The following is a 13,491-nucleotide window of genomic DNA, read 5'->3' as shown; positions in this document are numbered from 1 at the left end:
CGCCCGCCGCACCGGCGTCGTGATCGGTCTCCTCGCCCCCCTCCTCGCGAACGCCGGTCTCACTCCGCTCGCCGCGCTGGTCGGCCCGGCCGTGTTCGGAGCGGTGGCGCTGGTCCTCGCCGGTGAGCTCGCCGTCGTCGCGGTTCTCGCGCGGCGGCGCTGAGTGCGCGCCTCCTACACTCGGGAGGGTCGGGAGAACGGGGGGCCGCCGGTGCTGAGCGAGAACGCGATCGCGCTGTACCTGCACGCGTCCGTGCGCGGAGACTGGTCGCTCGAGAGCGCGTCGGACGAGCTCGGCGTCACCGTCGACGGCCTCCGCGAGGCGCGCGACGAGCTGATCGGGCTCCGGCTGCTCGCTCCGCTGCACGCGGGGGCGGAGTCGCTCGCCACGGCCGCGCCGGACATCGCCCTGGCCGAGCTGATCGCCGACGACGAGCGGCGCCTCCTCGAGCTGCAGACCGGGATCACCCGCCGCCGCAGCGAGCTGATGGCCCTCGTCCCCGCCTACCGGAGCGCCCGCAGCGTCCTCGCCGCCGCGGAGCAGGTGGAGGTGATCGAGGACCCGGCGACCGTCCTCCGGCTGCTCCTCGACCTGCAGCGCGGAGCCTCGGAGGAGGTGCTGATCGCCGCTCCCGGCACCAGCAGCGTGGAGCGGCACGAGGCGAGCGACGCCGTCGACCGCGAGCTGCTCGGGCGCGGCATCGCGAGGCGGACGCTGCACCACGACCGCCGCCGCGACAACGCGGCCCTCCGGCGCTCGGTCGCGGAGCTCGAGCCGCTGGGCGCGCGGTTCCGGACCCTCCCGACGCTGCCCTTCCGGCTGGTGGTCTTCGACCGCTCCCTCGCGATCGTCGCCCGCTCCCGCGACGAGGACGACCGCGCCGCCCTGGTCGTCCGCTCCCCCGAGCTCGCGGCGACCCTGGCGCGCGTGTTCGACGCGGCGTGGGAGTTCGCAGCGCCCCTGCACGCGGCAGGTGCCGAGGAGGAGCCCTCCCTCTCCGCGGTGCAGCGGTCGATCCTGCAGGGCCTCGCCGCCGGGCTCACCGACGAGGCGCTCGCGGCACGGCTGGACCTCAGCGTGCGCACCTGCCGTCGGCACATCGCCGGTCTCTTCGATCTGCTCGGCGCCGAGAGCCGCTTCCAGGCGGGCGCGCTCGCGGCCCGGCGGGGCTGGCTGCCGGTCCGGCCGCGCTGACGCAGGCCGTCGGCGAGCTCAGCGCCGCGGAGCCGGGCGCCGTCCGTCGAGGGCCCGCTCAGCCCGCGTGCGCTCCGAGGAACGCGAGCGCCCGCGGCCAGGCGTCGGTCGCCGCCTCGGCCTGGTAGGTCTGCTCGTTCGCGTCGTTGAAGAAGGCGTGGCCCGCTCCCGGGTAGACGACGACCTCGACGTCCTTGCCCTCGGTCGCCTCGCGGATGCGCGGCACCTGCTCGACGAGGGGAGCGTCCTGATCGCCCAGGAACGCCAGCACCGGCACCTGCAGCGCGCCGAGCTCCTCGGCGGACGCGGTGACGTGCCCGTAGAACGGCACGGCCGCCGCCAGCCGCGGCTCGGCCAGCGCGAGCGCCCACGAGAAGGTGCCGCCGTAGCAGAACCCGGTGACGGAGACGCTGGTCGCGCCCTCCTGGCGCAGGAGCCGCTCGACGAGGGCGCGGAGGATCGCGACGGTGCGCGTCGCGTGCTCCGGAGTGAAGACGGGGGCGAAGAAGGTGCGCAGCTCGACCTGCCGCGGCAGGCGCCGCACCGGGTGGTCGTAGTCGGCGCGCTGCTCCTCGTCGAGCTGCTCGAGTAGGCCGCTGTCGGCCAGGAGCTCGGGGGCGACGACGCTGTAGCCCTCGGCCGCGTAGCGGTCGGCGACCGAGCGGATGTGCCCGTCGACCCCCCAGACCTCGTGGATCAGGATCAGCGCGCGGCCGCCCTCACCGCTTCGGTACACCGGTACGTCGTGCTCGGCCAGGGTCCAGGTCTCATCGCTCGTGGGCATGCTCGAACCCTAGCCCCGGACCCCGGGAGCACGCGTCGTCAGAAGTCGTACTCGCAGTTGCGGAGGTTCGCCACGTCCTCGGTGAGCGTCGGCTCCCCGCCGAGCAGGAACGCGTAGTTCTTCGAGTTGGAGGCCAGGAAGCGCAGCGTCGAGTCGTGCACGCAGTCGCGCTCGGTCAGCAGCACGGACGAGCCCAGGGCCGCCGCCGTCGTCGCTCCCGAGAGGGCGTCGGCGAAGGAGGACCCCGCGGCGAGGAAGACGCTGTCCTGCAGCAGCGACTGGGGGTAGGCGCTGTTCAGCTCGACGCTGGTCTCGTAGCGGTCGCGGCCGGCGATCCTCGAGACCGAGGGGGCGAGGCCGCGACGCGCGAAGTCCGCCACGTACGCGTCCCGGATCGAGGGGTCGCCGCCGAGGAACTCCACGTGCTCCGGCGCCAGGTCGCGCACCGCGGTCGCGGTCGCGGAGTCGGCGCCCGAGGTCGCACCGTCGACCAGCAGCACGGGCTGCGCACGCCAGCCGGCGATCGGCGCGGCCGACAGTGCGTCGGGGAAGTTCGTGCCGGTCGCGACGAACATGTTCGAGTAGGGGCCGGTGCCGAAGGCGTCCGCGACGATCCGGCGGGAGGTGTCGTAGCGGTCCGTCCCGCCGATGCGCTCGGTGCCGCCGACGATCGTGCGGATCGCGGAGAGGACCCCGGGGCTCACGCTCAGCTCGCTGCCGACGACCACGACCCGCTCCGGGCGGAGGCGGCGGATCTCGTCGGAGACGACCCGAGGCAGGCGGTCGGGATCGGTGAGCAGGAGCGCGCCTCCGAGTGCGGCGGCGGCCGGGCCGGCGCTCAGCGCATCCGGCCAGTTCGCCCCGCTGGCCACGTAGAGCACCGGGATGCCCGGGGAGAAGTAGCCCGTCGCCTCCACCGAGGTCGCGTAGCGGTCCGATCCGGCGAGGCGGCCGGTGTACTGCTGGTAGTCGCTGCTCAGCGAGAGGTCGATCCCGGCGGCCGATCCGCCCACCGGGACGCGCACGTCGCCCGCGTCGCCCGAGCGGAGGACGTGGTCCCAGTAGCTGTCGTCGATCACGTCGTCGCGGCTCGACGCCCGGACGAGGTAGTCGCCGGGGACGACCTGCTGGAACGAGTACGGGTTGTCGCCGCCCGTGATCAGGTCGAGCTCGCCGGTGCGGAAGTAGCCGTCGGTTCCCGGGTCGCGGTACCAGATGTCGACGCGCTGGTCGCCCGCGACGCCGCTCAGGCGTCCCTCGAGCGACCCCAGCCGTGCGGTGCGCAGCTGCACGCCGGCCGCCGGGGCCTGGAGCGGCTCGGCGCTGCGGGCGACGGCGCTGCCGCCGGACCAGAGGTCGGCGTACAGGTCGGCGTCGTCCTTGATCAGCAGGTAGTAGGTCTGCCCGGCGGTGAGCCCGTCGATGCTGAAGGTGAGGTCGCCGGCGACGGAGTGGTTCCCGAGGAGCCCCGCCTCGCTCGACCAGACCTCGACGTTCAGGAGGGCGCCACGGGGGGTGGTGGTCGCGATCGAGCCGTCGGCCTCCTCGACCACGACACGGCCGCTGATCAACGCGGCAGCGCTCGCACGGGCGGCGCTCGGCGCCGCGTCCGCCACGGCGGGCAGGGGGGACTCGGCGCTGGGCTGCCAGAGCGGCTGCCCCTCGGGGAGCACGATCGAGCGGGGCGTGTCGGAGGCGTCTACGGAGGCGACCGACGGCGGGGCCGCCGATGCGGCGGAGGCGAGCGGGCTGGAGCTGATCGCCAGGGCGGCGACGAGGACCGCGGAGGCGGCGGACCTCAGAACGAGCGGGGACACGGCGGAGTGCCTGCTTCCAGGAGGAGGTCGCCCTGCGGCCGACCCGGCGGAGGGGATCGCGCTCATGCTAGCGGCGGCCCGCGCCCCGTCGTCCTCCCCGATCAGGGGTCAGGAGACGGGCGGCGCGACGAGGATGTCGTCCCACTCCAGAGCGCGCTCGAACCGGAAGCCGTGCCGCTCGTAGAGGCGGCGGGCGTCGCTGCGCTTCAGCACGTCGAGGCGGAAGGGCAGACCCGGCCTCGCCTCCTCCGCCATCACCCGGCGCAGGACGGCGCCGCCGACACCGCGGCCCTGCGCGTGCGGCGCCAGGTAGAAGTGCTCGATCCAGACCGCGTCCGGCTCGACCCGCGCGGCGATGCTCCCGGCGAAGGCGCCGTCGAGCTCGATCACCCGGGTGAGCTCGGGCCGGTAGCCGTCGAGGAAGCGGTGCCGCACGCGGTGCTCGTCGTAGCGGTCGAGCGTCTCGAGCGACGGGCGCATGACGACCGCGCGCAGCTCGGCGATCGCCGCGGCGTCCTCCGAGGTCGCGGGGCGGAGCGACCAGTCGGCGTCGTCGGCCACGGTCAGCGGCCGCGGGGCTTGCGGGTGCGCCGCACCGTCGGCGCGGACGCCTTGGCGCGGGCCGGCTTCTTCTTGCCGCCGCCGGCCCTCTCCGCCTTCTCGCGCGCCTCCCGCGCCTTCGCCTTGGCGGCCTTCGCCCGCGACTCGACCTTCGGCGTCGCGGCGGTGCCGCGCGTGGTGTTCGCGCTGCGGCCGCGGACGACTCCGATGAAGTCCTCGACGTCGTCGCCCTTGTCGTCCGTCACCCAGGCGAGGCGGACGGAGGAGGGAGCGACGCCGGTCACCGGCACCGCGGTGACGTCCTTGCGGCTGTGCACGCGCGCCACCGACTGCGGCACGATCAGCACGCCCACGCCGGCCGCGACCTGCTCGACCGCGTCGTCGAGGCCGGCCATGCGCGGCAGCGGGCGCCGCGAGCCGTCCGCGAGCTCCTCGGCGACCGCGGCCCACTCCGGCACGTCCTCCGGGTCCTGGAGGAGGTGCTCGCCTGCCAGCTCGGCGACGTCGAGCTCCTCCGCGGCGGCCAGGACGTGCTCCCGGCCGACGACGGCGACGGGCTGCTCGTCGTAGAGGTGGATGGAGCTGAGGGCGGAGGAGGAGACGTCGCCGCGGACGAACGACAGCTGCGCGCGGCCGTCGAGCAGCGCCTGCTCCTGCTCGCGCTCGGCGACGACGGTGATGCGCAGCGGGAGATCGGAGCGGCGCTGGCCCCAGACGCGGGTCCACTTGGTGGGGGTGACGCCGGGCACGAGGGCGACGGCGAGCACGGGGCCGGCGGGGACGGCGTCCTCGGCGTCGGAGTCGACGTCGCTGTCCCCGGAGTCGCTGTCCTCGGAGTCGAGCTCGTCGACGTCGATGTCCTCGGAGTCGAGATCGTCGGAGTCGAGGTCGTCGGAGTCGAGGTCGTCGGAGTCGGCGTCGGTGTCGTCCGACTCGGCTCCGGCGCCGACCGCGCCCGATCCGGCCGACGCGTCGTCCGCCGCCGCGTCCGCCCCGCCCTCCGGACGCTCCTCCGCCTCGGGAGCGGCCTGCGGGTCGACGGTCTCGGGCTGCTCGCTCATCCCCTCAGGGTAGGTGGTCCGCGCCGCGCCGGTAGGGTTGCCGCATGGCCAAGGCGACACAGACGATGAAGGCTGCGACCGCGGCGAAGAAGCTGCAGGTCTACCTGCCCGCGACCCCGGAGGAGTTCCAGGAGTCGGCGATCACGCGCGAGCAGTACGACGAGCTCGCCGCGAACCCGCCCGCCTGGCTCGTGCAGCTGCGCGAGGAGGGGCCGCACCCCCGCTCCGTCATCGCCTCCCGGCTGAACGTCTCCATCTCGGGGCTCGCCCGCGGCGGCGTCACCGAGGCGCTGACCACTCCCGAGATCCAGGCCCTGCTCGACGAGGTCCCCGAGTGGCTGCGCGTCGAGCAGAACCGCTACGCGGAGGTCCGCCGCGAGCAGGCCCGCATCAAGTCCGAGCGCGCCGCCAAGGCCGCCGACTGACCCCACCCCCGCCTGCAGGACCCCGATCCGGCGCGGGCGACGTGGCCTGCGGACCGGAGCGGGATCCCGCCGAGGGGAGCCGCGCGGCTACTGGTTCGAGAACGCGGCGTCGAACGACGCGGTCGGGGTCCTCCAGAGCAGCGAGCGGATGAAGCCGACGGCCTCCTTCGCGCCGTGGAGGCGGTCCATCCCGGCGTCCTCCCACTCGATGGAGATCGGGCCGGAGTAGCCGATCGACTCCAGCGCCCGGAACGCGTCCTCCCACGGGACGTCGCCGTGCCCCGTCGAGACGAAGTCCCAGCCGCGGCGGGGGTCGCCCCACGGCAGGTGCGAGCCGAGCACGCCCGCGCGGCCGTTCTTCGGGCGCAGGCGGGTGTCCTTGCAGTCGACGTGGTAGATCCGGTCCTTGAAGTCGACGATGAAGCCGACCGGGTCGATGTCCTGCCACATCATGTGCGACGGATCCCAGTTGAAGCCGAAGGCCGGGCGGTGCCCGATCGCCTCGAGGGTGCGCACGCTCGACCAGTAGTCGTAGGCGATCTCGGACGGGTGCACCTCGTGCGCGTAGACCACGCCGTTCGCGTCGAACTCGTCGAGGATCGGGTTCCAGCGCGTCGCGAAGTCCTCGTACCCCTCGTCGATGACGGAGGCCGGCACCGGCGGGAACTGCGCCACGTAGGGCCAGATCTTCGAGCCGGTGAAGCCGACGACCACGTCCACGCCGAGCTTGCGGGCGACCCGCGCCGAGCGCTTCATGTCCTCGGCGGCGCGCTGCCGCACCCCCTCCGCGTCGCCGTCGCCCCAGGTGTAGTCGCGCACGAGTGCCTTGTGGCGGAAGTCGATCGGGTCGTCGCAGACGGCCTGGCCGGTGAGGTGGTTCGAGATGGCGAAGACCTCGAGGCCGTAGCGGTCGAGGATCTCCAGGCGCGAGGCGGCGTAGGCGTCGTCCTCGTCCGCGCGCTTGAGGTCGAGATGGTCGCCCGAGGCCGCGATCTCGAGTCCGTCGTAGCCCCACTCGGCGGCGAGTCGGGCGACCTCCTCGAAGGGCAGATCGGCCCACTGCCCGGTGAACAGCGTCACGGGGTGGGTGGCGGGGTAGGTCTTCTCGTCGCTCATGCGGCGATCTCCGTCCGGTCGTCGGCGGCGGGCACGGTCACCCAGGCGCCTGTCTCGGCCGCGTCGAGCACGGCCTCGGTGATGCGCGCCGCGCGGAGGCCGTCGGCGAAGGTCGGCAGACCCTCCACGTCGGCGCCCGCCACGGCGGCGTAGGTGTCGCGGGCGAACGCCGTGAAGGCGTCCTGGTAGCCCATCGGATGACCGCTCGGCACGATCGAGAGCCGGGCCGCATCGGGCGCGAGGATCGAGGCGTCGCGCGGCACCAGGAGGGCGCTGTCGCGCCGGCCGACCCACAGCGTCTCGGGGAGCTCCTGCTCGAAGCGCAGCGACTCCTCCAGCCCGGACACCTCGAGCACCAGCTCGTTGCGGTGGCCCGCGGTGACCTGCGAGACGAGGAGCGTGCCGACGGCGCCGCCCTCGAGCCGGACGATCAGGCCGGCCACGTCCTCGGTGCTCACGGGGCGGCCGCCGCGCTCGGCGTGGACGGTGCTCGTGATCGCGGCGAGCGAGTCGATCCGGTCGCCGGTGACGAACTCCAGCAGGTCGACCAGGTGCGAGCCGATGTCGCCGAAGGCGCGCGAGCGGCCGCCGGCGGCCGGGTCGACGCGCCAGTTGTCGTCGGAGGCGCCCAGCAGCCAGTCCTGGAGGTAGCTCCCGCGGACGGTGACCAGGCGGCCGGTCTCGCCGGAGGCGACGCGGGCACGGGCCTCGCGCACCATCGGGTGGAAGCGGTAGGCGAACGGGACGGTCGCCACCACGCCGGCGGAGGACGCGGCCGCAGCGAGCGACTCCGCCTCCCGCAGCGTCGCGGCGAGCGGCTTCTCGCACACCACGTGCTTGCCCGCCTCGATCGCCGCGAGCGCGAGTGCGGCGTGCGTGGCGTTCGGGGTGCAGACGTGCACGAGGTCGATGCTCTCGTCCTCGATCAGAGCCCGGGCGTCCGGGTAGGCGCGCTCGACGCCGAGCTCGGCCGCCGCCCGCTCGCCCTTCTCCGGGGTGGAGGAGGCGACTCCGGCGAGCACCGCTCCGGCGCTGCGGGCCGCGCGGCTGTGCACGGCCGCCATGAAGCCGCCGCCGAGCACGCCGACGCGCAGGGGCGCGGGCATCAGGAGAGGGTCGCTTCGGTCGGGTCCCAGCTCTCGGGCAGTGCGGGGCGGGGCGTCACGGAGCTCGTGACGAGGACCCTCTCGCCGGTCTCGGCGGCCTCGAGGAGCGAGAGCATCACGTCGGTGACGTGGTACGCGAGGTCTCCGGAGGCGGCCTCGGGGCGGTCGGCCCGGATCGCACGGGCGAGCTCGAGCACGCCGGTGCCGCGGGAGGCGGTCGAGCCGGTCGCCGCGATGACCTCCGGCTCGGCGGACCCGCGGCGGTGCAGGGTGATCTCTCCGTCGTGCTGGTTCGGGTCGGGGAGGACGAGGGTGCCCTCGGAGCCGTTGATCTCGACGAAGCCGGTGCGCGGCAGGCTCGACTCGAAGCTCCACACGCCCTGGGCCGAGGCCCCGGACTCGAAGCGGAGCAGCCCGCCGATGTGTGTCGGGATGGTCACCGGGAACTCGGTGCCCTCCTTCGGGCCGGAGCCCACCACGCGGGTGGCGCGGGCCTGGGACGAGACGGCGGTGACGCTCTCGACGGGGCCGAGGTTCTGCACGAGCGTGGTGATGTAGTACGGGCCCATGTCCAGCAGCGGTCCGCCGCCCTCGGCGAAGAAGAACTCCGGGTTCGGGTGCCACGACTCGGGGCCGGGGCCCTGGAAGAGGGTGAGGGCGGAGAGCGGCGTGCCGATGGCTCCGCTCTCGATCACGCGCTGCGCCGTCTGGAGGCCCGCGCCCAGGAAGGTGTCGGGAGCGGTCGCGACGCGCAGCCCCTTCTCCTTCGCCAGCGCGAGCAGCTCGATCCCGCTGTCGCGGTCGAGCGAGAAGGGCTTCTCGGTCCACACGTGCTTGCCCGCCGCGACCGCGCGGCGCGCGACCTCGACGTGCGCGGCCGGGATCGTGAGGTTCACGACGATCTCGATGCCCTCGTGCGCGAGGAGCTCCTCGACGGTGCCGGAGGCGGGGACGCCGAATGCCTCGGCCTGGGTCCTCGCCCGCTCGAGGTCGATGTCGGCGACGAAGAGCACCTCGAGGTCGGGGAAGACGGTGAGGTTGGTCAGGTACTGGGTGCTGATGTTGCCGGCGCCGATGACGCCGACGCCCACGCGGCCGGTGCCGCTCATGCGCCGAGCCCCGAGACGTAGCGGTGGGCCGACTCCAGGCCCTCGAAGATGTCGCCGGCGTAGGCGTCGAACTCCAGCACGGGCAGGGCCTGCGGAGCGGCGGCGAGGATCGCCGGGACGTCCATCGCGCCCTCGCCCGCGGGCAGCTGCTCCTGGGTGTCGGCCGAGATCGGGCCGTCCTTCACGTGCAGGAAGCGCACCTGGTCGCCGAGGCGTCCGAGCACCTCGACCGGGTCGTCGCCGCCGACGGCGGCCCAGTAGGTGTCGAGCTCGAGGACCATGCGCGGGTCGAGCAGGCTCGCGAGGTGCTCGAAGGCGCTGCGGCCGTCGACGCGGTTCTCGAACTCGAAGGCGTGGTTGTGGTAGCCGAGCACCAGGCCGCGGGCGGCGGCGGAGTCGACCAGCGCGTTCAGCTCGTCGGCGATGCGGGCGACGTCGTCCGCGGTGGTCCAGCGGGTCGGGTCGACGAAGGGGTCGATCACGGTCTCGACGCCGAGCGAGGCGGCCGTGTCGAGGATCTCGTCGACGGTGGCGTCGCCCTGCGGGCCGAGGAGGCGCGCGTGGGCGCTGGGAGCGTATAGTCCGCTGGCCGGGAGCGCTGCGCGGTAGGCGTCGGCCAGGTCGACGAACCCGAAGAGCTCGACCGTGGTGAAGCCGATCGCCGCGAGGCGGTCGAGGGTGGCGGGCAGATCGGCCGCGAGCGGCTCGCGCACCGAGTACAGCTGGACAGAGAGGTCTGGGGGTGTGGCCACCGGTGGGGCTCCTGATCGCATCGGAAGGTGTGCCTCGAACCCTACGCGGACTTTTGCTCACGGACAAGCAAAACTAGCCCTGCACGCCCGCCAAGTCGGGCACCCGCCGCACAGAAGCACGGGCGCTGTGGTTGACTCTGGCCATGTCCCCGCGCCGCCGCATCACCGTCAGCGCGGTCGGCGAGCTGCTGCTCCTGCTGGCCGACGGGGCGCCCCGGACGCGGGCCGACGTGGTCGCCGAGACGGGCCTGCCGCGCGCGGCCGTCTCCGCCCAGCTCGACGTCCTCACCGCCTCCGGCCTGGTCGCCCGGCAGGACGACGCCCCCTCCTCCGGCGGCCGCCCCGCCGCCCGCGTGGCCTTCGACCCCCGGGCGCGCAGCCTCCTCGCCGTCGACCTGGGCGCCGCGCACGCCGTCGTCGCCCTGACCGACCTCGACGGCACTGTCCTCGCCCGCCGCCGCGAGAGCATCGCCATCGCCGACGGCCCCCTCGCCGTCCTCGGCCACGCCCTCGACGTCGCCGCGGCCCTGCTCGGCCGGACTCCGGCGGCCGGCCCGCTCGCGGGAGTCGGCGTCGGCGTCCCCGGACCCGTCGAGCACGCGACGGGCCGCCCGGTGAAGCCGCCGATCATGCCCGGCTGGGACCGCTTCGACATCCCGGAGTTCGTCGGCCGCCGCCTCCCCGTGCCCGTCCTCGTCGACAACGACGTGAACCTGCTGGCGCTCGGCGAGCACGCCGACCACTACGCCGACGTCGACGACCTCCTCTACGTGAAGGTCTCCACCGGCATCGGAGCCGGGATCGTCAGCGGCGGGGCCCTGCAGCGCGGAGCCCTCGGAGCGGCGGGAGACCTGGGCCACGTGCAGGTCCCCGGCGACCGCGGCGAGGCCGACCTCGAGGCGATCGCGAGCGGCTCGGCGATCGCCCGCCGCCTGACCGAGTCCGGGATCGACGCCGCCAGCACCTCCGACGTCGTCACCCTGCTGACCGGCGGGGACCCCACCACCGTCGAGCTCACGCGCGCCGCCGGCCGCGACATCGGCGAGGTGCTCGCCACCTGCGTGAACCTCCTGAACCCGTCCGTCATCGTCGTCGGCGGCAGCATCGCCCAGGCCAGCCACGAGGTCCTCGCCGGGGTCCGCGAGGTCGTCTACCGCCGCTCCCTCCCCCTGGCGACCCGCGCGCTCGACATCGTGCAGGCCGCGGCCCAGGGCGGAGGCGTCCGCGGCGCCGCCCTGATGGTCCGGCGCCACCTCCTCTCCCCCGCGCACGTCGACGCCTTCCTCGACGCCTGAGCCGCCGGCGCGAGCCGTCGCGCCCCGGTGAGACGCCGCGGGTCGGCGTGCCGATTCGACCGGGCGCCGCAGGGGGCAGAGAATGAATCGGTGCCCGACCTGCAGCTCTCCTTCCCCTGGGAGACGCAGCCCGTCTTCACGGACGCCGAGCCCCCGCACCTCCGGAGGGTCGTCGCCGACTCCTCGGACCGCGTCGCCTGGCTCCGCGCCCGCTCGCGCGGAATCACGGCGACCGACGTCGCCCGCCTCTCCTCCCCCGCCGCGATCGGCAAGGCAGCGCTCGACAAGCTCTACGGCACCGGCTTCGGCGGCAACGCCTTCACCGACCACGGCCGCGCCCGCGAGCCCGAGATCGCCGCCTGGGTACGGAGCGAGCACGCGATCGAGCCCAGCAGCACCCTCTTCCACGCGAGCCAGGAGCGGCGCCACCTCGCCACGCCCGACGGCATCGGCCTCCGCGAGGACGGCCGGCTCGAGCTCTGCGAGATCAAGACCACGACGAAGCCGTGGCGGAGCATCCCGCGCCACTACCTGCGGCAGGTCTTCTGGCAGCAGTACGTCCTCGGCGCCGAGCGCACGCTCGTCGTCTGGGAGCAGCACCGCGACTTCGTGCCGATCGAGGGCGAGCCGAACTCCCGCTGGGTCGACCGCGACGAGGACGAGATCCACATCCTCGTCCGCCTGGCGGGGATGCTGATGGCCGAGCTGCACGAGCGGACGCGCGCCCGGTGACGGTCCTCCTCCTGCACGGCCTGGGCGGCGACCGCTCCCAGCCGCTGGGGCTGCTGCGCTCCGCCCTCCCCGCCGGCAGCGAGGTCATCGCTCCGGACGTCCGCGCCCACGGCGCCTCCGAGCTGCTCGGCGCGCCCGGCGACTTCGCCCTCGAGGCGCTCGCCGACGAGGTGACGGAGGAGGTCGTGCGCGCCGGAGCCGCGCACAAGCCGCTCACGGTGCTCGGCATCTCGATGGGCGCGGCGATCGCCCTGCGCCTCGCCGTCCGACGCGTGCTGCCGATCGACCGCGCCGTCTTCGTGCGTCCCGCCTTCACCGCCGAGCCGCTGCCCGAGAACCTCACCGTGTTCCCCGTCATCGCGCAGCTGCTGCACGACCACGGAGCGAAGCGCGGCGAGCGGATGTTCCGCGCCTCGGGCCTGTTCGCGCGCGCCGCCGAGGTGTCACCCGCGTCGGCGGAGGCGCTGACGCTGCAGTTCCGCTCCCCGCGGGCGGCCGAGCGCGCCGTCCGGCTCGCCCAGATCCCGCGGAACGCCGCCTACCGCGACTCCGGAGAGCTGGGCGAGGTCATCGCGCGCACCCTGGTGATCGCGGCCGAGCGCGACCCCGTGCATCCGGTCGAGGTCGCGGAGGCGTGGGCTAGGGCTCTTCCGGATGCGGACTGCGAGCGGGTGCCGGCGCGGGACGAGGGCTTCGCCGCTCAGCAGGACCGGATCCGCGGGCACGTCCGCGGCTGGCTCGCTCAGCGCTGAGGTCCTCGAGCGCGAGCACCAGGCCGACGAACGCGAGCCAGAGCACTGCGATCGCCGTCGCCACGAACTCGAGCGTCCCGCCGAGCCGCAGCCACACGCGCAGGAGGGACAGGATCCCGCCCGTCCCGGCGACGACCGCCACCGAGATCCCGGCGGCGAGCGAGAGCCGCGCGACCGCCGGGCGCCCCCGCACGGTCGCCAGCTGGAGCATCGCGGCGCAGGCGGCCCCGAAGCCGAGCACGGCGGCCGAGGTGTGGATGAGGTCCTGCCAGCGGAAGGCCGGCCCGACCGGCAGCGGGCAGCCCGCCGTGCAGGTCACCTGCGAGGCGAGCGCGAAGCAGGCGGCCGCCAGGAGGATCGCGCCCGCCGGGCGGAGGGCGGGGAGCAGGCGGGCGCGCACCGGCCAGGCGCCCGCGGCGATCAGCGCGCCGCCGGCCGCCACGAGCAGAAGAGCGGCCTCGAAGGCGCCCGCCGTCGGCAGGTCCGGCGCGCCCATCTCGCTGACGTAGACCCAGCGGCTGGTGCCGATGCTGATCCGGGCGGCCAGGAGGACCACGAGCCCGGCCAGGACAAGGAGTGCACCGCCGACCAGCAGGGTACGTCGGCGTCGCATCCCCTCATCGTGCCAGACCGGGCGCCCGCGGCTCCGCGCGCCAATCTTCTCCCGAGGGTGACACCCCCGTAACAGCGCCGACTCATTGCCTCGATTGACTGGTCGCGGCGTCGGATGCGGGGATCGGGGGCGACGTCCTCGGCACGCTCCACCCGCACGCCTCAGCGACAGGA

At 74.4% G+C, this 13,491-nt stretch carries 14 protein-coding genes; 5 read left to right on the top strand and 9 right to left on the bottom strand.

Features of this window, described 5'->3' with window-relative positions; all coding sequences use genetic code 11:
• Nucleotides 1-211: 211 nt before the first annotated feature.
• A complete protein-coding gene (locus C5C39_RS10800; RefSeq protein ID WP_104353363.1) occupies nt 212-1,195 on the top strand; it encodes a LuxR C-terminal-related transcriptional regulator in 984 nt (327 codons plus the stop codon).
• 58 nt (nt 1,196-1,253) lie between these two features.
• Here the strand turns inward: C5C39_RS10800 and C5C39_RS10795 are convergent, their stop codons facing one another.
• The 4 genes from C5C39_RS10795 to C5C39_RS10780 all read right to left on the bottom strand — a co-directional run bounded on the left by C5C39_RS10795 (nt 1,254) and on the right by C5C39_RS10780 (nt 5,418).
• The gene (locus C5C39_RS10795) at nt 1,254-1,979 is read right to left on the bottom strand and encodes a dienelactone hydrolase family protein (protein WP_104223644.1); all 726 of its coding nucleotides are present in this window, start codon (nt 1,977-1,979) and stop codon (nt 1,254-1,256) included.
• 38 nt (nt 1,980-2,017) lie between these two features.
• The gene (locus tag C5C39_RS10790) at nt 2,018-3,796 is read right to left on the bottom strand and encodes a cell wall-binding repeat-containing protein (RefSeq protein ID WP_104353362.1); all 1,779 of its coding nucleotides are present in this window, start codon (nt 3,794-3,796) and stop codon (nt 2,018-2,020) included.
• Between the two features lie 108 nt (nt 3,797-3,904).
• Complete coding sequence (locus C5C39_RS10785) at nt 3,905-4,357, bottom strand: GNAT family N-acetyltransferase (protein ID WP_258075817.1); 453 nt, start codon at nt 4,355-4,357, stop codon at nt 3,905-3,907.
• Nucleotides 4,358-4,359: 2 nt separating this feature from the next.
• Nucleotides 4,360-5,418 (bottom strand): LysR substrate-binding domain-containing protein, encoded by a 1,059-nt coding sequence (locus C5C39_RS10780; RefSeq protein WP_104353361.1) that lies wholly within the window; start codon nt 5,416-5,418, stop codon nt 4,360-4,362.
• Between the two features lie 44 nt (nt 5,419-5,462).
• On the opposite strand from C5C39_RS10780, the gene C5C39_RS10775 reads away from it, so the two are divergent.
• A complete protein-coding gene (locus C5C39_RS10775; RefSeq protein ID WP_104223641.1) occupies nt 5,463-5,843 on the top strand; it encodes a DUF5997 family protein in 381 nt (126 codons plus the stop codon).
• A gap of 87 nt (nt 5,844-5,930) precedes the next feature.
• On the opposite strand, the gene C5C39_RS10770 is transcribed toward C5C39_RS10775, so the two are convergent.
• Genes C5C39_RS10770 through C5C39_RS10755 form a run of 4 tightly spaced genes read right to left on the bottom strand, consistent with a single transcriptional unit; the run spans nt 5,931 to nt 9,926 of the window.
• Nucleotides 5,931-6,959 carry a sugar phosphate isomerase/epimerase gene (locus tag C5C39_RS10770; RefSeq protein ID WP_167299019.1) on the bottom strand — a complete coding sequence of 343 codons (1,029 nt, stop codon included), beginning with the start codon at nt 6,957-6,959 and terminating at the stop codon, nt 5,931-5,933.
• Complete coding sequence (locus tag C5C39_RS10765) at nt 6,956-8,065, bottom strand: Gfo/Idh/MocA family protein (RefSeq protein ID WP_104223640.1); 1,110 nt, start codon at nt 8,063-8,065, stop codon at nt 6,956-6,958. Before C5C39_RS10765 ends, C5C39_RS10770 begins: the two co-directional genes overlap by 4 nt.
• Nucleotides 8,065-9,174, bottom strand: coding sequence for a Gfo/Idh/MocA family protein (locus C5C39_RS10760; RefSeq protein ID WP_104353360.1), 1,110 nt, complete (start codon nt 9,172-9,174; stop codon nt 8,065-8,067). Before C5C39_RS10760 ends, C5C39_RS10765 begins: the two co-directional genes overlap by 1 nt.
• On the bottom strand, nt 9,171-9,926 hold the full coding sequence (locus tag C5C39_RS10755) for a sugar phosphate isomerase/epimerase (protein ID WP_258075816.1): 756 nt from the start codon (nt 9,924-9,926) through the stop codon (nt 9,171-9,173). Before C5C39_RS10755 ends, C5C39_RS10760 begins: the two co-directional genes overlap by 4 nt.
• Before the next feature lie 143 nt (nt 9,927-10,069).
• On the opposite strand from C5C39_RS10755, the gene C5C39_RS10750 reads away from it, so the two are divergent.
• The 3 genes from C5C39_RS10750 (at nt 10,070) to C5C39_RS10740 (ending at nt 12,705) form a co-directional block, all read left to right on the top strand.
• The gene (locus C5C39_RS10750) at nt 10,070-11,221 is read left to right on the top strand and encodes an ROK family transcriptional regulator (protein ID WP_104223637.1); all 1,152 of its coding nucleotides are present in this window, start codon (nt 10,070-10,072) and stop codon (nt 11,219-11,221) included.
• Between the two features lie 99 nt (nt 11,222-11,320).
• Nucleotides 11,321-11,953 carry a YqaJ viral recombinase family protein gene (locus C5C39_RS10745; RefSeq protein WP_104223661.1) on the top strand — a complete coding sequence of 211 codons (633 nt, stop codon included), beginning with the start codon at nt 11,321-11,323 and terminating at the stop codon, nt 11,951-11,953.
• Nucleotides 11,950-12,705 carry an alpha/beta fold hydrolase gene (locus C5C39_RS10740; RefSeq protein WP_160033780.1) on the top strand — a complete coding sequence of 252 codons (756 nt, stop codon included), beginning with the start codon at nt 11,950-11,952 and terminating at the stop codon, nt 12,703-12,705. The genes C5C39_RS10745 and C5C39_RS10740 overlap by 4 nt, the downstream gene beginning before the upstream one ends.
• Here the strand turns inward: C5C39_RS10740 and C5C39_RS10735 are convergent.
• A complete protein-coding gene (locus C5C39_RS10735; RefSeq protein WP_104282412.1) occupies nt 12,593-13,318 on the bottom strand; it encodes a DUF998 domain-containing protein in 726 nt (241 codons plus the stop codon). The two genes, C5C39_RS10740 and C5C39_RS10735, sit on opposite strands and share 113 nt — an antisense overlap.
• Between the last annotated feature and the right edge of the window lie 173 nt (nt 13,319-13,491).

This window comes from Rathayibacter sp. AY1F3, from assembly GCF_002931975.1.
Lineage (GTDB): Bacteria > Actinomycetota > Actinomycetes > Actinomycetales > Microbacteriaceae > Rathayibacter.
Note: the sequence above shows the minus strand (reverse complement) of the source record. Positions and strands in the feature narration are given on the sequence as shown.